This window comes from Streptomyces sp. BBFR2, assembly GCF_044497305.1.
In the GTDB taxonomy this organism is placed as follows: domain Bacteria; phylum Actinomycetota; class Actinomycetes; order Streptomycetales; family Streptomycetaceae; genus Streptomyces.
This window is the reverse complement of sequence record NZ_CP172415.1, coordinates 4,990,680-5,010,200: the sequence shown is the minus strand read 5'-3', so window position 1 is coordinate 5,010,200 and position 19,521 is coordinate 4,990,680. Positions and strand designations below refer to the sequence as shown.

Annotated in this window: 18 protein-coding genes and 1 riboswitch; of the genes, 9 read left to right on the top strand and 9 right to left on the bottom strand. The window is 75.4% G+C overall.

The features are described from left to right. Window positions 1–71 precede the first annotated feature (71 nt). Window positions 72–461, top strand: a complete 390-nt coding sequence (locus ACGH2B_RS20385; protein WP_399091609.1) for a hypothetical protein — start codon at window positions 72–74, stop codon at window positions 459–461. Window positions 462–677: 216 nt separating this feature from the next. Here ACGH2B_RS20385 and ACGH2B_RS20380 read toward each other — a convergent pair whose 3' ends face one another. From ACGH2B_RS20380 to ACGH2B_RS20365, 4 genes are all read right to left on the bottom strand, one after another. Further along, window positions 678–1,487, bottom strand: coding sequence for a maleylpyruvate isomerase family mycothiol-dependent enzyme (locus ACGH2B_RS20380; protein WP_399091606.1), 810 nt, complete (start codon window positions 1,485–1,487; stop codon window positions 678–680). A gap of 85 nt (window positions 1,488–1,572) precedes the next feature. After that, window positions 1,573–2,643 carry a prenyltransferase gene (locus tag ACGH2B_RS20375; protein WP_399091603.1) on the bottom strand — a complete coding sequence of 357 codons (1,071 nt, stop codon included), beginning with the start codon at window positions 2,641–2,643 and terminating at the stop codon, window positions 1,573–1,575. After that, complete coding sequence (locus ACGH2B_RS20370; RefSeq protein ID WP_399091600.1) at window positions 2,640–3,374, bottom strand: class I SAM-dependent methyltransferase; 735 nt, start codon at window positions 3,372–3,374, stop codon at window positions 2,640–2,642. Before ACGH2B_RS20370 ends, ACGH2B_RS20375 begins: the two co-directional genes overlap by 4 nt. Window positions 3,375–3,433: 59 nt before the next feature. Further along, complete coding sequence (locus tag ACGH2B_RS20365) at window positions 3,434–4,774, bottom strand: glycosyltransferase family 4 protein (protein ID WP_399091597.1); 1,341 nt, start codon at window positions 4,772–4,774, stop codon at window positions 3,434–3,436. A gap of 242 nt (window positions 4,775–5,016) precedes the next feature. Here ACGH2B_RS20365 and ACGH2B_RS20360 point away from each other — a divergent pair, with 242 nt between their 5' ends. Continuing rightward, window positions 5,017–5,739 carry a TetR family transcriptional regulator gene (locus tag ACGH2B_RS20360; protein WP_399091594.1) on the top strand — a complete coding sequence of 241 codons (723 nt, stop codon included), beginning with the start codon at window positions 5,017–5,019 and terminating at the stop codon, window positions 5,737–5,739. 348 nt (window positions 5,740–6,087) lie between these two features. Further along, entirely contained in the window at window positions 6,088–6,465 is a 378-nt protein-coding gene (locus tag ACGH2B_RS20355; protein ID WP_399091591.1) for a nuclear transport factor 2 family protein, read from the top strand. 165 nt (window positions 6,466–6,630) lie between these two features. Here ACGH2B_RS20355 and ACGH2B_RS20350 read toward each other — a convergent pair whose 3' ends face one another. From ACGH2B_RS20350 to ACGH2B_RS20340, 3 genes are all read right to left on the bottom strand, one after another. Further along, window positions 6,631–7,203, bottom strand: a complete 573-nt coding sequence (locus ACGH2B_RS20350; protein WP_399091589.1) for a hypothetical protein — start codon at window positions 7,201–7,203, stop codon at window positions 6,631–6,633. Between the two features lie 443 nt (window positions 7,204–7,646). Beyond that, window positions 7,647–7,883: a ferredoxin gene (locus tag ACGH2B_RS20345; RefSeq protein WP_399091586.1), complete on the bottom strand. Its 237-nt coding sequence runs from the start codon at window positions 7,881–7,883 to the stop codon at window positions 7,647–7,649. Continuing rightward, a complete protein-coding gene (locus ACGH2B_RS20340) occupies window positions 7,883–9,334 on the bottom strand; it encodes an aldehyde dehydrogenase (protein WP_399091583.1) in 1,452 nt (483 codons plus the stop codon). Before ACGH2B_RS20340 ends, ACGH2B_RS20345 begins: the two co-directional genes overlap by 1 nt. Before the next feature lie 463 nt (window positions 9,335–9,797). Between ACGH2B_RS20340 and ACGH2B_RS20335 the strand changes: the two genes are divergently transcribed. From ACGH2B_RS20335 to ACGH2B_RS20310, 6 genes are all read left to right on the top strand, one after another. After that, window positions 9,798–10,955 carry an MBL fold metallo-hydrolase gene (locus tag ACGH2B_RS20335; RefSeq protein WP_399091580.1) on the top strand — a complete coding sequence of 386 codons (1,158 nt, stop codon included), beginning with the start codon at window positions 9,798–9,800 and terminating at the stop codon, window positions 10,953–10,955. Between the two features lie 296 nt (window positions 10,956–11,251). Next, a riboswitch (cobalamin riboswitch) is annotated at window positions 11,252–11,337 on the top strand. Window positions 11,338–11,529: 192 nt separating this feature from the next. Then, a complete protein-coding gene (locus ACGH2B_RS20330) occupies window positions 11,530–12,801 on the top strand; it encodes a prenyltransferase/squalene oxidase repeat-containing protein (protein ID WP_399091577.1) in 1,272 nt (423 codons plus the stop codon). Beyond that, the gene (locus ACGH2B_RS20325) at window positions 12,801–13,451 is read left to right on the top strand and encodes an SCO2322 family protein (protein ID WP_399091574.1); all 651 of its coding nucleotides are present in this window, start codon (window positions 12,801–12,803) and stop codon (window positions 13,449–13,451) included. Before ACGH2B_RS20330 ends, ACGH2B_RS20325 begins: the two co-directional genes overlap by 1 nt. Then, complete coding sequence (locus ACGH2B_RS20320; RefSeq protein ID WP_399091571.1) at window positions 13,424–14,860, top strand: energy-coupling factor transporter transmembrane protein EcfT; 1,437 nt, start codon at window positions 13,424–13,426, stop codon at window positions 14,858–14,860. Before ACGH2B_RS20325 ends, ACGH2B_RS20320 begins: the two co-directional genes overlap by 28 nt. Beyond that, a complete protein-coding gene (locus ACGH2B_RS20315) occupies window positions 14,857–16,563 on the top strand; it encodes an ABC transporter ATP-binding protein (protein ID WP_399091568.1) in 1,707 nt (568 codons plus the stop codon). Before ACGH2B_RS20320 ends, ACGH2B_RS20315 begins: the two co-directional genes overlap by 4 nt. Next, the gene (locus ACGH2B_RS20310) at window positions 16,560–17,585 is read left to right on the top strand and encodes an ECF transporter S component (RefSeq protein WP_399091565.1); all 1,026 of its coding nucleotides are present in this window, start codon (window positions 16,560–16,562) and stop codon (window positions 17,583–17,585) included. Before ACGH2B_RS20315 ends, ACGH2B_RS20310 begins: the two co-directional genes overlap by 4 nt. Before the next feature lie 138 nt (window positions 17,586–17,723). Here the strand turns inward: ACGH2B_RS20310 and ACGH2B_RS20305 are convergent, their stop codons facing one another. Both ACGH2B_RS20305 and ACGH2B_RS20300 read right to left on the bottom strand, forming a co-directional pair. Beyond that, entirely contained in the window at window positions 17,724–18,776 is a 1,053-nt protein-coding gene (locus ACGH2B_RS20305; protein WP_399091562.1) for a HEAT repeat domain-containing protein, read from the bottom strand. Window positions 18,777–18,780: 4 nt separating this feature from the next. Beyond that, window positions 18,781–19,455: a HEAT repeat domain-containing protein gene (locus ACGH2B_RS20300; RefSeq protein WP_399091559.1), complete on the bottom strand. Its 675-nt coding sequence runs from the start codon at window positions 19,453–19,455 to the stop codon at window positions 18,781–18,783. Window positions 19,456–19,521 lie beyond the last annotated feature (66 nt).

Below are 19,521 nucleotides of genomic sequence, written 5' to 3'. Positions count from 1 at the left end.
CCGACCGGCGTCATCGACGGGTGACCGCCGTCGAGCGGCGCCCCCCGGGCCCGGCCGCATACCCTCGACCCATGCCCCGTCATCCGAAGAAGCCCCGCCGTCTGGTCGCCGGAGGGCGCACCTACCTGTGGACCCTCCGCCACAGCCACCGGCGGGAGACCGGCGGGCCCGTGGACTGCCGCGAAACCCTCACCCTGCACCCCCAGCCGGCAGGCTCCGGCGGCTCACTGCGCCTCGTCTTCGCCGACGGGCCGGGCCGGTACGTGCCCGGCGGCGCCCCCCTGGGCTCCGGGGACGTGGGGCTGGGCCACGGGCCCTCGCTGAACCTGCACGAACCGGGCGCGGTCCGGGCACTGCTCGACGCGGCGCTGGCCCGTGGCTGGCGCCCGGACGAGGGCCGGGCGACGGTGGAGATGGACGGCTGGCCCCTGCTGGAGGCGGCGGCACCGCCCGGCACCTGATCGGCCACCGGGCCGGCACGCCCGCCTTTCCCGGCAGGGCGCGGGCCGGACGCCGCCAGGGCGCGGCTCCGGCGGCGGGGTCGGCTCCGGCGGCGGGGTCGGCTCCGGCGCCGGGCGGGCCCTCGCGGCGCCGGGCGGGCCCTCGCGGCGCCGCGAGGGCCGTTCGCCCGTCCCCCGGCGGGGCGTTCACCTACGCCGACCGACCGTCCCCGTACCTCAGCCGAACGTCGCGTACTCCAGCCACGCGTCCAGCACCTCGCGGTCGCCGATGATCTCGACGCGGTCGCTGTCGGCGGGCAGCCGCTGGAAGACGACCAGCAGGAGATCGGTGAGCGGGCCGCGGACCGCGACGCTCGCCTTCCCGTGGGCGCGGCGGTGGACGACGCGGTCGCCGGAGAGGTCGAGCAGCCACTCGGCGTTCAGCTCCGGCGAGGCGTCGGTGGCGTGCAGATGGATCGAACGGCCGGGCGCGAACGGCGTCTTGACGCCCTCGCGGGCGGCCAGCCGCGCCGCGACCTCGGGCAGCTCGCCGAGTTGGAACCACTCCTCCAGACAGTCCGCCGCGACCTCCGGGGCGACCTCGAACGGCGCCCGGGCGGTCACCGCCGCGTCGGCGCGGTGCACAACCGTCTCGTGGGTCATCCGCCGCGCCCAGAACCCGGCCCGCCGCAACGGCGTCCACGTCCACACCGCGGCCTCCGGCCCGGCCTCCCGCAGCGCCCGTACGGCCTGCTCGGCGCCCTCGGCCAGCCAGCGGTCCAGCGCGTCCGGATCGTCCCCCTCGGGGCCCTTCCCGCCGGGGACGTCGTCGAACGCGGCGGCGTCGGTGGCGCGGCGCTCGACCATCGTCCCGGCCCAGCGGTGCGCCCCGCCGACGTGCCGGATCAGGTCGGAGAGCTTCCAGTCCGGGCAGGTCGGCACCGTGGCGGTGAGATCCGCGCCGCGCACGGTGTCCCGGAACGCCTCGGCCTCCGCGAGGAGTTCGGCGCAGTACCGCTCGTGGCTGAGTGATCCTTGGAGAGTCATGGCCGCACCGTAATACGGCGGTTTCCGGGACGCGCGGCCATTTCCCGAACGTATCGGCGAGTTCTTCCCGCCCGCCCCGGGCGGGTCAGCCGCAGCAGTCCGGTGCGAGGCCCACCGGAAGGGATTCGCCGCCGAAGACCGAGGTGGTGGCCTCGTCGCCGCCGAGCGCCGCCACCGCGAGCAGCAGCGAACCGGCGGTCCACGACGTCCGCTCCCGTGGCCAGATCACGTCGTCGTCGAAGACGCGTCCCGTCCAGTACATGCCGTCGTCGGCGCGCAGGTGTCCGATCCAGCGGAGGATCTGCACGGCGCGGTCGGACTCGCCCATCGCCCAGAGCGCGAGGGCCAGTTCGGCGCTCTCGCCGCCGGTGACCCACGGGTTGGGAAGGACGCAGCGGACGCCCAGCCCGGGGACGACGAACGCGTCCCACTGCGCGTCGATCCGCTCCCGGGCGGCGGCGCCGCGGACGGCACCGCCGAGGATCGGGTAGTACCAGTCCATGGAGTAGCGGGACTTGTCGAGGAACCGCTCGGGGTGCGCGCGCAACGCGTGCCCGAGGCGGCCGAGGGCCAGCTCCCAGTCGGGCTGCGGCTCCTCCCGCTGCTCGGCCATGGCCAGCGCGCACCGCAGCGCGTGGTGGACGGAGGACGAGCCGGTCAGCAGCGCGTCGGTGACGGGCGTACCGTCGTCCTCCCGCTTCCACCCGATCTCCCCGCCCGGCTGCTGGAGTCCGAGGACGAACTCGACGGCGGCGTAGACGGCGGGCCACATCCGGTCGAGGAACGCCTCGTCGCCGGTGGACAGGTAGTGGTGCCAGACGCCGACCGCGAGGTAGGCGCAGAAGTTGCTCTCCCGGCCACGGTCGGTGGGCTCGTCCGCGTCGCCGTCGGCGTACGCCGCGTACCAGGAGCCGTCCGCGTTCTGGTGGCGGCGCAGCCAGTCGTAGGCGGCCGTGGCGCGGTCGTGCTCACCGGCGGCGTCGAGAGCCATGGCCGCCTCGGTGTGGTCCCACGGGTCGAGGTGGTGGCCGCGGAACCAGGGGATGGCGCCGTCGGCGCGCTGGGTGGCGAGGATGCCGGCGACGGTGGCGGCGGCCTGTTCGGCGGTGAGGACGCCGGGCAGGACGAGGCGTTCGGTACGGCCCGGGCTCGTCACTTGGCGGCCGCCTCGGGCAGGTGCGGCTTGGTGGCGTAGGCGACGAAGCTCTTGCCGATCAGCGGGTTGAGGGCCTGTTCGGCGACCCGGGTGGCCAGCGGTTTCTTCATGATGTCCCAGACCAGCAGCTTGTGGTACGCCTTCACCGGCAGCGCCTTGTCGTTGTCGACGCCGAAGGCGCACTTCAGCCACCAGTAGGGGCTGTGGAGCCCGTGGGCGTGGTGGGTGCCGTACGGCTCGAGCCCGGCGGCGCGCATCTTGGTGAGGAGTTCATCGCCCCGGTAGATGCGGATGTGACCGCCCTCGACCTCGTGGTACGCGTCGCTCAGCGCCCAGCAGATCTTCTCGGGGCCGTAGCGGGGGACGGTGACGGCGATACGGCCGCCGGGACGCAGGACGCGCACCATCTCCGCGAGGACGCCCTTGTCGTCGGGGATGTGCTCCATGACCTCGGAGATGATCACGACGTCGAAGGAGTCGTCGGGGAACGGCAGGGCCAACGCGTCGCCCTCCATGGCGGTGGCGGTGGCCCCGGCGGGCGCCTCACCGGCCTCCTCCATGGCGGCGAACCACTTGGCGACCTCGCGGATCTCGTCGGCGTTCCGGTCGAGGGCGATGACCTGCGCGCCGCGGCGGTAGCACTCGAAGGCGTGGCGGCCGGCGCCGCAGCCCAGGTCGAGCACGCGGTCGCCCGGGGCGAGCGGGAAGCGGGAGAAGTCGACGGTCAGCACGGCGTTCTGCTTTCGTCCGGCGGGTCGGGGCGGGGGAACTCGGTGGGGCGGGCGGGGCCCTAGGCGCGGGCGGTGGCGGACTGCCGGGCGATGGCCTCGCGGTAGCGCTCGGCGGTGCCGAGGGCCGCCTGCCGCCAGGTGAAACGGGCGAGGACCCGTTCGCGTCCGGCCGCGCCCAGGCGGTGGCGGAGGGCGGGGTCGCCGAGGAGGCGCCGCAGTCCCCCGGCGAGGGCGTCGGCGTCGCCCGGCGGCACCGCGAGGCAGGTCTCACCGTCGGGCCCGGCGACCTCGGGGATGGCGCCGCCGGTGGTGGCGAGCAGCGGGGTGCCGGTGGCCATCGCCTCGGCGGCGGGCAGCGAGAACCCTTCGTAGAGGGACGGCACACAGGCGATCTGCGCGCCACGCACCAGGTCGACCAGTTCGGCGTCGGTGATGCCCTTGACGAACTCGATGGCGCCGGAGAGGCCGAGACGTTCCACGGCGGCGGCGACCGGCCCGTCGTCGGCGCGCTTGCCGACGACGACGAGGTGCGCCTCGGGGTGCTCGGTGCGGACCTTGCCGAGCGCCTCGACGAGGTGGATCAGGCCCTTGAGGGGGACGTCGGCGCTGGAGGTGGTGACGATCCGGCCGGGCACCTCGGGGACGGACGGGTCCGGGGCGAAGAGGTCGGTGTCGGCGCCGATGGGCACGACGTGGATGCGGTCGCCGCGGACGCCGAGGTCGTCGATGATCTCCTGGCGCGAGGAGCCGGAGACGGTGAGGACGGACGGCAGGCGGCGCGCGACGCGCTTCTGCATCCGCGTGAAGCCGTACCAGCGGCGGACGGAGAGGCGGCGGGCCGCGCCGTCGGCGGCGGCGAGGTCGAGGCGCCGGTCGACGGTGATGGGGTGGTGGACCGTGGTGACCAGCGGGGCGCCGAGCGCGCCGGGGCCGCCGAGCAGGCCGTAGCCGAGGGTCTGGTTGTCGTGGACGACGTCGAACGCGCCGCGGCGGGCGGCGAGGTGGCGCCGGGCCCGCAGGGAGAAGGTGAGCGGTTCGGGGAAGCCGCCGGTCCACATGGTGGCGACCTCCAGCGCGTCGATCCAGTCGCGGTACTCGCCGCGCTTGGGCGTGCGGAACGGATCGGGCTGACGGTAGAGGTCGAGGCTGGGCAGCTCGGTGAGCGGGACGCCCTCGTCGAGCACCGGATAGGGCTGGGCGCCGATGACCTCGACGGTGTGCCCGAGGCGGGCCAGCTCACGGGAGAGGTGGCGTACGTAGACGCCCTGTCCGCCGCAGAACGGGTTCCCCTTGTAGGTGAGCATCGCGATACGCAGGGGGGTGTCGCCGGGCGGCCGGGCGGTGGTGGAGGGAGTGCCACCGGGGCGGGGCGTCGCTGCCTGGACGGCCTCTGCGGTCACCGCGCGGCCCCCTTCCTCACTGGACGTCCGCCGGAGCGTAACCGCTGGCGGTAATCTAGAACAAGTTTCAGAACTGAAGAGCTACTGATCAGTTCACGAGCTGTTGAATCTACCGGCCGGGCAGGGAGCGCGAGGAGCCGCCTCGGGTGATTCGCGCCACGGCCGGAGCCCCTGCCATGCTGTGCCGATCGCACCACCGGCACAGCACCGCATCGCGGACGAAATGCCATGGAATGGGACATATGACTACGGAATCCAGGGCGGCCAGGCCGGCACTTCCCGCGAGTCCACCCCTGACCGAACGTCAGGAGGCACGGCGCCGACGCATCCTGCACACCAGCGCCCGGCTGGCCGGACGCGGCGGCTTCGACGCCGTCCAGATGCGCGAGGTCGCCGAATCCTCCGGCGTCGCCCTCGGCACCCTCTACCGCTACTTCCCCTCCAAGGTGCACCTGCTGGTCGCCACCATGCAGGACCAGCTCCAACACCTCCACACCACACTCCGCAAACGCCCGCCGTCCGACGAGGACCCCGGCGCCCGCGTCGCCCAGACCCTCATGCGGGCCTTCCGCGCCCTCCAGCGCGAACCCCACCTCGCCGACGCCATGGTCCGCGCCCTCACCTTCGCCGACCGCTCCGTCAGCCCCGAGGTCGACACCGTCTCCCGCCTCACCACCACGATCATCCTCGACGCCATGGGCCTCGACGGCCCACCCACCCCCGAGCAGCTCTCCGCCGTCCGCGTCATCGAACACACCTGGCACTCCGCCCTGATCACCTGGCTGTCGGGCCGGGCGTCGATCGCCCAGGTGAAGATCGACATCGAGATGGCGTGCCGGTTGATCGGGGTGACGGGGGTGAGCGGGCCCTCGGGGGCGAGCGGGGGCGCGGAGGCGCGCGGAGGCGCGGGGACGAGCGGGGGCGCGGGGGCGCGGGGGATCGCGGGGCGGGGCGGGGTGGGTTAGCTCCGGTGGGGGTGCGGGTAGTTGGCCCGCGAGGGGGCCATTTCGACCCTTACGGGATGTTCCCTACGGGAAACCGGCCGCAGCCGGGCACGCCCGACGCGCACCGCCCCTCCCTACGACGGAGCACACGACGAAGCAGGGGCCCGACGCCGTCCGCGTCGAGCCCCTGCGTGCAGTGCGGGTTCCCCGCGCTGCGATGTTCCGTACCGGTTACTTCCGTACCGATGGCTTCCGTACCGATGGCCTCCGCACCGGCCGTTTCCCCGGCGCTGTGACCGGGATGATCCACCGTGATCGGGGGCCGGCTCGCGGGACGGGCGCACGTGCAACGGCTGGTATTACTGGGGCATGCAGGAAGAGACGGCACGCTCCGCGATCGATACGTTCATCTCCGCGTTCAACGCCTCGGACGACAGCTATGTGACTGCCCTGCTCTCCCAGGCCCTGACCTCAGACGTGGTCTTCTGGGGGCCATTGGGCCGCAGCGAAGGAATCGCGGCGGTCGAGCGGTTCGTGCTGGACATCCGGCACCACCCGGCGGGGACCGGCACGATGGTGCGCTGCTCATCGGTGGACATGCCCGGCGAATGGGCCCGATACCAGTGGGTCTTCACCACACCGGACGGAGGCCCCCGCCTGGCGGGAACGGACGTCGTCCATCTGCGGCGGAGCCTCATCGACCAGATCATCGTCTTTGCGGGCGAGATCGAGTCGTCCGCCTCCTGAGCCGTCCTTCCGCCGGTCGATCCGCGTACGCGGACAGGCTCGGCCACCGCGCCTCCAGCGGTCGAACGGACGTCACCGCACATCCAACCGTCACGACCGCCAACCCGGCGAACCTACGCGGTCACGGCACCAGCGGCGCCTTGTGTACCGCCGTTTCCCTATCGGTTACTTGACCGGCGGGCAGTAGCCGCTGTCCTCGCCGATGGAGTTGATCTCGGCGTTCGGGCGGGAGTCGCCCGCGTAGTTGATCTGGTCGGTGCACTTCACGCCCGGCTTCTTCGGGGTGCCGGCCGGCTTGGCGGCGCCCTTCTCCGGCGTCGGGCAGTAGCCGGTCTTCTCACCGATGGAGTTGATCTCGGCGTTCGGGCGGGAGTCGCCCGCGTAGTTGATCTGGTCGGTGCACTTCACACCCGGCTTCTTCGGGGTGCCGGCCGGCTTGTCGCCCTTCTGCGGTGCCGGGCAGTGGCCGGTCTCCTCACCGATGGAGTTGATCTCGGCGTTGGGGCGGGGGTCACCCGCGTAGTTGATCTGGTCGGTGCACTTCACACCGGCCTTGTTGGGGGTCTTGGCCGCCGCGCCGCCGACGGAGCCCTGGGGGTCCTTGGCCGGGGAGGACTTGGCGCCGTCCGCGCCGTCCGCGCTGTCCGCGGCGGAGGACGAGGCCGGGGACGAGGACGAGGTGTCGGTGCCGCCGTCCTGGCAGGCGGTGAGCCCGAAGGCGGCAATCGTGATCACCATGGCGGCGGCTGCCTTGCGAGCGTAACGGCGGGTGTAGTGCGACACGTTCTTCCCGATCTTTCCGAGGGGGTGTTTCCGGCTTCTGGGAAGTAAGACTGCCGCTCGGCGCTGATGCTCCGCCGTCGTATGGATAACGCGCCACTAACGTCCTGCGGGCGGGCGGGGAGGCGCCGGGGCGGGGGCGGTCGTGCGGGTTCGCCGTCGGCTTCCCGGTGGTGGGGGCCCGTAGGGGGGATCCCGTAGGGGTCGGCGGGCCCCCTTGCGGGCCAACTACCCGGGCTCGCAACGGAGTTACCGCTTCCGGCGCGGCGGCTTCACCGATTTCCGGCACGGCCGCTTCCCCGCTTCCGGCACGGCGCCTTCACCGCATTCCGGCGCCCCCACCCTCGCCCTCACCCGTCCGCCACTCCTCCCCTGCCCCTCCCCTACTCCTCATTCCTCCCCTACTCCTCCTCCGGCGGGAAAATCGCCTCGCCGTCGGGTGCGAGGGTGAGAGTGATCGCCTCCACCGGGCATCCCTCGGCCGCGGCGAGGACCGTTTCGGAGGCGTCCGTTTCGGGGGCGGCGGGGTGGGACCGGCGGGCGGTGTCGAGGCGGAAGCGGTCGGGGGCGGTGGCGGCGCACAGGCCGGAGCCGATGCAGACGCCGTGGTCGACCTCCAGGTGCCAGCGGTCGGCCATCAGGCACCTGCCGGGAGGTGGATCATCTTGTGCTCCAGGTATTCGCCGAATCCTTCGGGGCCGAATTCGCGGCCGATGCCGGAGTTCTTGTAGCCGCCGAACGGGCCGAGCATGTCGATGCTGAAGGTGTTCACGGAGTAGGTGCCGGTGCGGACGCGGCGGGCGAGGTCGATGCCGCGGTCGGTGTCGGCGGTCCACACGGAGCCGGACAGGCCGTACTCGGAGTCGTTGGCGATACGTACCGCGTCCGCCTCGTCGTCGTAGGGGAGGAGGCAGATGACCGGGCCGAAGATCTCCTCGCGGGCGATGCGCATGGCGGGGGTGACGTCGCCGAAGAGGGTGGGTTCGACGTACCAGCCGGTGGGCCGGTCGGCGGGGATGCCGCCACCGGCGAGGATCTTGGCGCCTTCCCGCTGGCCGAGGGCGATGTAGTCGAGGGAGCGTTGCTGCTGGCGGCGGGCGACGAGGGGGCCGAGTTCGGTGGCGGGGTCGAGGGGGTCGCCGACGGTCAGGGCGTTCGCGGCGGCGGTGAACCGTTCGGCGATCTCGTCGTAGCGGGAGCGGGGGGCGAGGATGCGGGTCTGGGCGACGCACGCCTGGCCGTTGATCATCCAGGCGAACGGGGTGATCCCGGCGACGGCGGCGTCCAGGTCGGCGTCGGGGAGGATCACGGCGGCGGATTTGCCGCCGAGTTCCAGGGTGACGCGGGCGAGGTTGCGGGCGGCGACCTCCATGACGCGTTTGCCGGCGGCGACGGAGCCGGTGAAGGAGACCTTGTCGACGCCGGGGTGGCCGACGAGGTATTCGCTGACCTCACGGTCGGCGGGGAGGATCGACAGGACGCCGGGCGGCAGCCCCGCCTCCGTGGCGATGTCGGCGAGGAGGTACGCGTCGAGCGGGGTCTCGGGCGAGACCTTGAGGACGACGGAGCAGCCGGCGAGAAGGGCGGGGGCGAGCTTGGCGGCGGCGGTGAACTGCGGGACGTTCCAGGGGACGACGGCGGCGACGACACCGGCGGGTTCGCGGCGGATGAGGAGCGGGCCGAGGAGTCCGGCGCGGCGTTCCTCGAACGGGAAGTCGCGGGCGACGGTGAGGGCGGCGTCCCAGACGAGCATCGCGGCGAGCGCCTGGACCATGACGCCGGAGGTGTAAGGGGTGCCGTTCTCGGCGCTGATGACCTTGGCGATCTCCTCGCTGCGGACGGCGAAGGCGTCCTTGATGCGGGTGATGACCGCGATGCGCTCATCGAGCGGGGTGTCGGCCCAGACGCCGGAGTCGAAGGAGGTGCGGGCGGCGACGACGGCGCGGTCGACGTCGGTGCGGGTGGCGTGCGGGACGCGGCCGATGGGTTGTTCGGTGTGGGGGGAGATCACGTCGAGGGTGCCGGTTCCGGCGGGGTCGACGAGTTCACCGCCTATGTAGAGCTTGCCGTGTTCGACGAGGTCGCTCATGGCTGCCGCCTCCCGCGGTCGGCCGCCCGTCCGGTGTCCGGCGGCCCGGTCGGCCGCGTGGCGCATCCGGTGGCGGGCGGGTGGGAACGTTCCGTCAACTGCCTGCGCGTCGCGCGTGTCCGGCGCCGCCGCGGGCCGCCCGCCGGGTGGACGGAGCGACGGCACCAGGATTCTGACGGCACGTCAGTTATGGGTCGTTGAACTGATACCACCTCCCGGAGCAGGAGTCCACACGGCCGGGAGGGGGCGGCGGGAGCGGAAGGCGACGGCGGGACCGGCTCCGGAACCCGGCCCCGGAACCCCGCTCCGGAATCGGCCCCGGAACCGGCTCCGCGAGCCGCTCCACTGAAACGCGTTCTAGTTATAGTGGCGTGGCGTACCGCCCCGGGGCAGCGCGGTCCGGTGCGCGCATACGGATATACGGCTGCGAACCCGACGGGCGGGCACACCGAGAGGGGCCGGGATGACGCAGGTGACCGACCACCGGGGCGGCGTGTGGAGCGTCTCCGTGCCGATCCCCGGCAATCCGCTCGGCCACACCCTCGTCCACCTCCTGGAGACCGACCGCGGCCCGGTCCTCATCGACACCGGCTGGGACGACCCGGCCGCCTGGTCCGCGCTGACCGGCGGGATCGCCGCCTGCGGCTTCACCGTCGCCGACATCCACGGCGTCCTGCTCACCCACCACCACCCCGACCACCACGGACTGTCCGCGGCGGTACGGGACGCGTCCGGCGCCTGGATCGCGATGCACGAGGCGGACGCCGACGTCGTACGGCGCACCCGGGCGGCGCGGCCCGCCGCGTGGCGGGCGCGACTGGCCGCGAAGCTGGCCGCCGCCGGGGCGCCCGAGGAACACCTCGCGCCGCTGCGCACGGCACGCGGCGGGGAGCTGCCCGGTCAGCGGGCGGCGGTGCCCGACCGGCACATCGCCCCGGGTGAGCTGCTGGATCTGCCCGGTCGCCGGCTGCGCGCCATATGGACGCCGGGGCATACGCCCGGCCATGTCTGTCTGCATCTGGAGGAGGCACACCCGGGGCGCGCGGTGGGGGTGGCCGGGGGCGGGCCCGGGGTCCCGCCGGATGGCGGGCCGGGGACGACCGGTGGCGGGCACGGGACGGCCGGTGGCGGGCACGGGACGGCCGGTGGCGGGCACGGGACGGCCGGTGGCGGGCCGGGCGCCGGGTTCGGGCGGCTGTTCTCCGGTGATCATCTGCTGCCGGGGATCAGTCCGCACATCGGGGTGTACGAGGAGGCGGGCGAGGCGCCGGGCGATCCGCTGGGGGACTACCTCGCGTCGCTGGAGCGGGTCGCGCGGCTCGCCCCGGCGGAGGTGCTGCCCGCCCATCAGCACCCGTTCACCGACGCGGCGGGGCGCGCCCGCGCGCTGCTCGATCACCACGAGGCGCGGCTGGACGGCCTGGTGCGGCTGCTCGCCCGGCCACGGACGCTGTGGCAGCTCACGGTCGCGATGGAGTGGAACCGCCCCTGGGAGCGGATCCCGTACGTCTCCCGGAACATCGCGGTGGCGGAGGCCGAGGCGCATCTGCGGCGGCTGCTGGTGCGGGGCCGGGCGGTGGCGGTGGCGGGCTCGGACCCGGTGACGTACCGGGCGGTGTGAGGCGTCCGTCACCGGGCGGCGCCCCGGCCCGGGCGGCGACCGTACGGCGGGGGCGCGGGGCCCGGCCGGGCGGTGGGCGGCGGCCCTGCGCCGCCGCCCCGGGGTGCCGCAGGGCCCGGCCACCCGTCGTACGGCACGGCCACCGGCCCCGACGGCGACCGCCTCGGGCACCAGCACGAGCACCGGCACCCGTACCCGCACCGGCACCCGCACCGGCACCGGCACCCGCACCGCACCGGCGGATTCCGGCCGGGTGACCGCTAAAATGTGCGGACAACTCCATGTGTGCCCGATCGGGGGAAGCCGGTGGAAATCCGGCGCTGACCCGCAACCGTCAGGGCGGACGTACGCCGTGGGCGCGTCCGCACGAGCCGGAACACCCGGTGGGGCGCGACAGGCTCCCGCCGTCGGACGGGCCGCGCGCAGCGGCCGGGACGGTGGCGGCACCGTCGAGGTATACGGAGCTGAGCCCGGTGCCCTTCGCCTGCGGCCCCGGCCGTCGCGCGGATGGCGGGCCGAGCACGGCCGTCCGCCCCGCGACGCCCCGAGCGATCCGACTGAGAGGCACCCGCCGATGGCCCCCCTGGCCCCTTCCCGCGCCGCACTGGTGCGCCGTGCCGCCGTGGTGTGCGCCGCGGCGCTGGTCCCGGTCGCGGCGACCGCGCCCGCCGCGACCGCCGCCCCGGCACCGTCCCCCACGAAGCTGCCCGCGGGCCTGTACGGCTCCGGTGACCCGCGGTACGACGGGGTGTGGCGGCAGTCGCTGGCACTGCTCGCCCAGCACACCGTGCGGGTGGAGCCCGCCGCGGCGGCCGTGGAGTGGCTGGCCGGGCAGCAGTGCGCCGACGGCGCGTTCCCCGCGTACCGGGCCGACACCGCGAAGGCGTGCGGCGCGGCGACGATGCGGGACACCAACCAGACGGGTGCGGCGGTGCAGGCGCTGGCGGCGCTCGGCGGGCACGACGCGACGGTGGAGAAGGCGGTGCGCTGGCTGAAGTCGGTGCAGAACGACGACGGCGGCTGGCCGTCGATGCCCGGTTCGCCCAGCGACGCCAACTCGACGTCGGTGGTCATCGGCGCGCTCACCGCGGCGGGCCAGGACCCGGCGGAGGTCACGTCGCCGAAGGGGCACACGCCGTACGAGGGACTGCTGACGTTCCGGCTCGGGTGCTCCGTCAAGCCCGCCGAGCGGGGCGCGTTCACGTTCCAGTTGAAGGGCGCGGCGGCCAACGCGGACGCCTCGGCCGCCGCGGCGACCGGCGCGCTCGGCAAGGGCTTCGTCGTCCCGGCGGCGGGCTCCGGCGCCGCCACGCCGGTGGCCGCGCCGGAGTGCGGTGACGGGAAGAAGGAGCCGTCCGGAGCGGGGACGGACGCGCGGCGGCGGGCCGCGTCGGGCGCGAGCGCGTACCTGGTACGGGAGATGGACGGCAGCGGGCAGCATCTGATGTCGGCGATGCCGGGCGCGAAGCCGCAGCCGGACGTCGGCAACACCGCCGACGCGGTGGTGGCGCTGGCCGCCGGCGGGCACGGCGCGGCGGCGGCGAAACCGCTGGCGTGGCTGGAGAAGAACGGCCCGGCGTGGGCGAAGCAGGCGGGCCCGGCGGCGTGGGCGCAGTTGGTGCTGGCGGCGCACGCCACGGGCACCGACCCGCGGGACTTCGGCGGTACGGACCTGGTGGCGGCGTTGAACGCGACGGGTCCGAAGCCGTCCACCGCGGCAAAGAAGGCGGCTCCGGAGGAGAAGGACACCGGGTCGATCAACGCGTGGTGGCTGGTCCTGGTGGGTCTCGCCGCGGGTGCGGGCATCGGGTTCCTGCTGAGCGGCCGCCGGAAGCGCGGGCAGTGATGCGGGGCGCGCGGTGGGCCGGTGCGCTGGCGCTGGCCGGGGCGGTGGCCGTACCGCTCGCGGGCCCGGCGCAGGCGCAGGGACAGGCGTACCGGTACTGGTCGTTCTGGGACGGCGCGGGCGGGAAGTGGACGTACGCGACGCAGGGTCCGGCGACGCTGCGGCCCGCGGACGGCGCGGTGGCCGGTTTCCGGTTCACGGTCAGCGCCGAGTCGTCGGCGGTGGCCCGGCCGCGCGCCGCCACCGATTTCAAGACGCTGTGCGCCGGTACGCCGGAGAAGTCCGGGACGAAGCGGATCGGTGTCGTCGTCGACTTCGGGTCGGCGGCGGACGCGCCCGGCGGTGAGCGGCCGCCGAAGGAGCGGACGGCGTGCGCGCGGGTGCCCGAGGACGCGTCGGCCGGTGAGGCGCTGGCCGCGGTGGCGGAGCCGCTGCGGTACGACGCGCAGGGGATGCTGTGCGGGATCGCCGAGTACCCGAAGGCCGGGTGCGCGGAGCAGGTCGGCGGTGCGGGCGAACCGAAGGCGTCGGGGAAGCCGTCGGCCGGGGCGGACGGCGGCGGTCCGTCGGCGGGGCTGCTCGGCGGCGGCGCGGCGGTCGTGGCGCTGGGGGCGGCGGCGGTGTGGCAGGCCCGCCGCCGTCGCGGATGAGGGCGCCGGAGGCCACCCGGAGCACGGCGCTGCACGCGGGTGCCTGGTGGCTGTGGGCGCTGGGACTGGCCGCGGCGGCGTCGCGGACCACCAACCCGCTGCTGCTGGGGCTGCTGATCGCGGTGGCCGGATATGTGGTGGCGGCGCGGCGGACGGACGCGCCGTGGGCCCGGTCCTACGGCGCGTTCGTGAAGCTGGGGCTGCTGGTGCTGGGCATCCGGCTGGTGTTCGCGTTCGTGCTGGGCTCACCGATCCCCGGGACGCACGTCCTGGTGACGCTGCCGGAACTACCGCTGCCCGACTGGGCGCGGGGCGTCCGGGTCGGCGGCCGGGTCACCGCCGAGGGCATGGTCTTCGCCCTCTGCGACGGACTGAAACTCGCCACCCTGCTGATCTGTGTGGGCGCCGCGAACGCCCTGGCCAGCCCCGCGCGGCTGCTGAAGTCGCTGCCGGGTGCGCTGTACGAGGCGGGGGTGGCGGTGGTGGTGGCGATGACGTTCGCGCCGCATCTGGTCGCCGATGTGCGGCGGCTGCGGGCGGCGCGGCGGCTGCGCGGCCGCCCGGACCGCGGGTTCGTGGCGCTGCTCCAGGTCGGACTGCCGGTGCTGGAGGGCGCGTTGGAGCGTTCGGTGGCGCTGGCCGGGGCGATGGACGCGCGGGGCTACGGCCGCCGCGCCGAGGTACCGCGCGCGGTGCGGCGGATCACGGCGGCGCTGACCCTCGGCGGTCTACTGGGCGTGTGCGCCGGAACGTACGGCCTGCTGGCGCAGGCGGGCGCGGTCCTCGGCCTGCCGCTGCTGCTCGCCGGGCTGGCGGCGGCGCTGGCCGGCCTGTGGCTGGGCGGCCGCCGCTCGGTCCGCACCCGCTACCGGCCCGAACGCTGGGGCGTACGGGCCTGGCTGGTGGCGGGCTCCGGCGCGGCGGTGGCCGCCCTGCTGATCACGGCGGCCGGCTACGCTCCCGAAGCCCTGCACCCGCCGGCGGTCCCGCTGACCGCCCCCCGGCTGCCGCTGTGGCCGGCCCTGTCCGCCCTCGTCGGTCTGCTCCCGGCGTGGGTGGCGCCGCGGCCTGCGGATATGACCGGGCAGGGTACGGAGGGGGCCGCCGGGGCGGGACGGCCTGCCGGGGCGGAATGCCTTGGAGCGGGCCTGGGCTCTGGCTCTGCCCCAGGCTCGGGCACAGCCCCGGACTCGGGCACAGCCCCGGTCACGGACCCGAGCCCGGCCGTCAACGCGGACGCGAGCCCGGCCGAGGCCCCCGACTCGGGCACCGCCCCGGCCGAGGCCCCATGCGCACCCCCGGCCCCCGGCCCCGCCCGGCTCGTCGGACGGGCGCCCCGCCGGGAGCGTCCCGCCCCTGACGCCCGGCCCCTCTCCCCCGTCCGTCCCCCGAAGGAGCGCGTCCAGTGATCCGGTTCGAGCAGGTCTCGGTCACCTACGGGGAGGCGTCCGCGCCTGCCGTGCGGGGGGTGGACCTGACCGTGGCCGAGGGGGAACTGTGTCTGCTCGTCGGACCCTCCGGTGTCGGTAAGTCGACTTTGCTGAACGCGGTGTGCGGGCTGGTGCCGCACTTCACCGGCGGCACGCTCCGCGGCCGCGTCACCGTCGCCGGGCGGGACACCCGCACCCACGCCCCGCGCGAACTGGCCGATGTGGTCGGCACCGTCGGGCAGGACCCGCTGGACCGGTTCGTCACCGACACCGTCGAGGACGAGCTGGCGTACGGCATGGAGTCGCTGGGGCTCGCGCCGGGCGTGATGCGGCGGCGGGTCGAGGAGACGCTGGACCTGCTGGGGCTGGCCGGACTGCGCGACCGCGCGCTGACCACGCTCTCCGGCGGGCAGCAGCAGCGGGTGGCCATCGGTTCGGTGCTGACCGCCCACCCCAAGGTGCTGGTGCTGGACGAGCCGACGTCCGCGCTGGACCCGGGCGCCGCCGAGGAGGTCCTCGCCGTACTCCAGCGCCTCGTCCACGACCTGGGGACGACGGTGCTGCTGGCCGAACACCGGCTGGAGCGGGTGGTGCAGTACGCGGACCAGGTCATCCTGGTGCCGGGGCCGGGCGCCGCACCACGGCAGGGCCCGCCCGCCGCGATGATGGCGCACTCCCCCGTCCGCCCGCCCGTCGTCGATCTGGGGGCGCTGGCCGGCTGGTCGCCGCTGCCGCTGTCGGTCCGCGACGCCCGCCGCCACGCGCCCGCGCTGCGGGAGCGGCTGGCGGGGGCGGAGCCGCGGCGGACCGACGCCCCGCAGCCGCCGCCCGAGCGGGCCGCTCCCCCGGCCCGTCCGCGGCGGACCGGGCTGCTGCGGCGCCGCGCCGCCGACCGGAGCGCCGCGGAGGCCACCCCCGGGGCGCCGCTCGCCGAGGTGCGGCGGCTGGCCGTCCGCCGGGGCCGTACCGAAGCGCTGCGCGCCGTCGACCTGACCGTCGGCGCCGGGGAGACCGTCGCGCTGATGGGCCGCAACGGCGCCGGGAAGTCGACGCTGCTGGGCGCCCTGGTGGGGCTGCACGCCCCGGCGTCCGGCTCGGTGACCGTCGGCGGCGCCGTCCCGCACCGCACCGCGCCCACCGCTCTCGTCCGGCACGTCGGACTGGTGCCGCAGGAGCCGCAGGACCTGCTGTACGCGGACACCGTCGCCGCCGAATGCGCCGCCGCCGACCGGGACGCGGACGCCGCGCCGGGCACCTGCCGGAAGCTGGTCGCACGGCTGCTGCCCGGGGTGACGGACGCGACGCATCCGCGGGATCTGTCCGAGGGGCAGCGGCTGGCGCTGGCGCTGGCGCTGGTGCTGACCGCGCGGCCCCCGCTGCTGCTGCTCGACGAGCCGACCCGCGGCCTGGACTACGCGGCCAAGGCGCGGCTGATCGAGATGCTGCGGGAGCTGGCCGCGGCGGGCCACGGCATCCTCCTCGCCACCCACGACGTGGAACTCGCCGCCGAACTGGCCCGGCGGGTCGTCATCCTGGCCGGAGGGGAGATCGTCGCCGACGGGCCGACCGAGGAGGTCGTGGTGTCCTCGCCCGCCTTCGCCCCGCAGGTCGCGAAGGTCCTCGCACCGCTGCCGTGGCTGACGGTGCCGCAGGTCGCCCGCGCCCTGGAGACCGCGCCGTGAGCGCCGTACGGAAGCGGACGACGGGCACCGGGCGGCAGGCGCGGGCGGTACGGCTCGGCCCCCGGTCCGTCGTCGCGCTGGCACTCGTCTCGGCGACCGGCGTGATGGCGTTCGGCTGGCCGCTGCTGGCCGATTCCGCCTCCGGGCTCGCGCACTCCGCGGACGCGCCGTGGCTGTTCGCCGCGCTGTTGCCGATGCTGCTGGCCGTGGTGGTCGCGACGATCGGGGACGCCGGTCTGGACGCCAAGGCCATCGCGATGCTCGGCGTCCTCGCCGCGGCGGGCGCCGCGCTGCGCCCGCTCGGCGCGGGCACCGCGGGCATCGAGCCGATGTTCTTCCTGATGGTGCTGGCCGGACGGGTGCTGGGACCCGGCTTCGGGTTCGTCCTCGGCTCGGTGGCGATGTTCGCCTCCGCGCTGCTGACCGGCGGCGTCGGGCCGTGGATGCCGTTCCAGATGCTGTCGATGGGCTGGGTGTCGATGGGCGCCGGTCTGCTGCCCGGCCCCGACCGGCTGCGCGGCGGCCGCGAACTGGCCCTGCTCGCCGGGTACGGGGCGCTCGCCGCGGTCGGCTACGGCCTGGTGATGAACCTCCAGGGCTGGCCCTACATCGCCGGTCCGGCCTCCGGCGTCTCCTTCGTCCCCGGCGACCCGCTCCCCGACAACCTCGCCCGGTACGTGGCGTACTGCCTGGCCACCTCCCTCGGCTGGGACCTGCCGCGCGCGGCGGTCACGGTGGTCTTGACCCTCACGGTCGGCGGCCCGCTGCTGAAGGCGCTGCGGCGGGCGACCCGGAAGGCGACGTTCGACGTGCCGGTGGCCTTCGGCGAGCCGGAGAGCGGGCCGTACGCGGGGACTCATCCGAAAACGGAACCGGCTCCGTACGCGGGATCCGCCCCGCCCCCGGGGCCCGCCCTTCCCGCGGAAGCCGCCGCGCCCACGGAATCACCGGCGGCAGGACCGTCGGCGGGCGCCCCCGGCTCCCACGCGGCGCCCGGTGGAGGCGGGGCGGGCGAGGCGTGACGGGCGGGTGCCGCGCGCGGGCCGTACGGGGTGGCTTCCGTACGGCGTCCGGCGGTGCGCGGCCCGCCGGACGCGGCGGACAGCGGCGGGCAGCGGCGGGCGAGGCGTAACGCCACCGCGTGGCGCCGCCCCGCCCGGTCAGCCCGCCCCGCCCGCTCGGCCCGCGCCCCCGGCCCCCTCCTCCCCCGGCGACGGCTCCCGCAGCGTCAGGACGTACCGCGCCGTCACCGCCACCCCGGGGTCCTCGTCCCGGGTCAGGTCGGTGAGGGTGCGGGACGCCGTGGGGCCGGGGACACCGGCGAGGGCCTGCGCCAGGCGGCGGCGGGCGGGGGCGCCCGCACCGCCCGGGACGAGACGGGCGGTGAGGCGGGCGGCGATCTCCTCGGCCACCGGCGCACCGGCCGCGAGAACGCTCAGCGCGTCGGCCGCGTCCACGTCGTTGGCGCCCTCGGCGACCATGGCGACGAGGACGGGGACCGCCTCGGTCAGGCCCCGGGCGCCGAGCGCCAGGGCCGCGTCCCGGCGGACCGCGAGGTCGGGGTGGGCCAGGGCGTCGCGCAGCTCCGTGCGCGCCACGGCGTCCGGGAGCGCGGCGAGGGCCTGGACGGCGCGCCGCCGGGTGGTGGCCCCGGGCGCGTCGAGAGCCTTCGCCAGCAGCCGCGGCGCGCCGTCCCCGGCACGGGCCAGAGCCCATTTCAAGGCCCCGGCGACATTCGGCTCCGGCTCGCTCAGCACCGCCTCGACCAGGGCTTCCACCGGTGCCGGGCGGTCCGCCGCCACGGCCAGGGCGGCCCGTTGGCGGCGATCGGGGCTCGGCGACCCCAGCTCCTGGAGGAGGGCGACGGTCCGCAGGACGTCCGCGCGGTCGGCGGGCTCCGCGGCGCCGATCCGGCGGAGCCGGGTGAGCAGCGCCGTCTCCGCGGCGATACGTTCGCGGGTGCGCCGGATGAGGTCGTCGACGAGTGCCGCGGGCGCGAAGCCGGGACCGTCCAGCACCTGGCCGACCTCCCGCAGCGACAGCCCCAGCGAGCGCAGGCTCTCGATGTGGAAGAGGCGCCGCAGATCGTCGCCGGCGTACTCGCGGTACCCGGCGCCGCTGCGGCCCGTCGGGCGCAGCAGCCCGAGCGTGTCGTAGTGCCGGAGCATCCGGGCGCTGACCCCGGAGCGCCGCGCCACCTCACCGATCAGCACCGTCTCACCCCTCCCGGCCGGCCGTGCCGAGAGCCACGATGCGCTTCGCCTCCTCCACCGCGCAATCGAACCCGGCGTCCGGGTCACGCCGCAGCGCCTCCGTGACCAGGGCGTGGTCGCGTACCAGGGGGTCGGGGCCGTGCGCCGCGGCACGCAGCACCGACGTCCCGGCGTCGCCGAGGGCGATCAGCGCCCGGCTCAGGCTCAGCCGCGTCTCCCGCCCGCCGCGCCCGAGCTGCGTCGCCAGCACCGCGGCGAGTTCCGGTGCCTCCTCCTCCGGTACGAGGGCGACCGCCGCGCGCCAGGCGGTGCGGGCCACCTCGTCGTCGGCGTCGGTCAGCAGGGACCGGGTGAGCGCGGGCCAGGCGCGCCGGTCCCCGGTCTTGGACAGGGTGTGCAGCGCCTGGCCGCGGGCCTGGGCGCGCGGTGAGCGCAGCTCCGCCAGGAGTCCGGGGAGCGTCGCGTCCGAGGGGTGCCGGGTCAGCGCCCACGTCAGCATCTCCCGTACGGAGAAGTCCGGCTCGATCGCGCACCGGGCGAGCAGCGGGGCGATGTGCGGCGGCCGCGGGTCGGTGCCGACCGTGAGCGCGGCGCGCAGCCGTACCGACGCGTCGCCGTGTGCCAGCGCCTTCAGGGCGCGGTCCGCGGGTGTGTCCGTATCCGTTTCCGGCAGGGTCATCGTGACCACCTCCGGGGCCCAGGCAAGACCTTCGCACGGTGTGAAGGTCAAGCCGGGGCGCGGCGC

What these genes read in the sequence shown, in the direction of transcription:
- ACGH2B_RS20345 (WP_399091586.1), bottom strand. Translation starts at nt 7,883, where the DNA reads ATGGCCGACCGCTGGCACCTGGAGGTCGACCACGGCGTCTGCATCGGC.
- ACGH2B_RS20300 (WP_399091559.1), bottom strand. Translation starts at nt 19,455, where the DNA reads ATGACCCTGCCGGAAACGGATACGGACACACCCGCGGACCGCGCCCTG.
- ACGH2B_RS20335 (WP_399091580.1), top strand. Translation starts at nt 9,798, where the DNA reads ATGACGCAGGTGACCGACCACCGGGGCGGCGTGTGGAGCGTCTCCGTG.
- ACGH2B_RS20360 (WP_399091594.1), top strand. Translation starts at nt 5,017, where the DNA reads ATGACTACGGAATCCAGGGCGGCCAGGCCGGCACTTCCCGCGAGTCCA.
- ACGH2B_RS20350 (WP_399091589.1), bottom strand. Translation starts at nt 7,203, where the DNA reads ATGGTGATCACGATTGCCGCCTTCGGGCTCACCGCCTGCCAGGACGGC.
- ACGH2B_RS20325 (WP_399091574.1), top strand. Translation starts at nt 12,801, where the DNA reads ATGCGGGGCGCGCGGTGGGCCGGTGCGCTGGCGCTGGCCGGGGCGGTG.
- ACGH2B_RS20330 (WP_399091577.1), top strand. Translation starts at nt 11,530, where the DNA reads ATGGCCCCCCTGGCCCCTTCCCGCGCCGCACTGGTGCGCCGTGCCGCC.
- ACGH2B_RS20385 (WP_399091609.1), top strand. Translation starts at nt 72, where the DNA reads ATGCCCCGTCATCCGAAGAAGCCCCGCCGTCTGGTCGCCGGAGGGCGC.
- ACGH2B_RS20380 (WP_399091606.1), bottom strand. Translation starts at nt 1,487, where the DNA reads ATGACTCTCCAAGGATCACTCAGCCACGAGCGGTACTGCGCCGAACTC.
- ACGH2B_RS20355 (WP_399091591.1), top strand. Translation starts at nt 6,088, where the DNA reads ATGCAGGAAGAGACGGCACGCTCCGCGATCGATACGTTCATCTCCGCG.
- ACGH2B_RS20340 (WP_399091583.1), bottom strand. Translation starts at nt 9,334, where the DNA reads ATGAGCGACCTCGTCGAACACGGCAAGCTCTACATAGGCGGTGAACTC.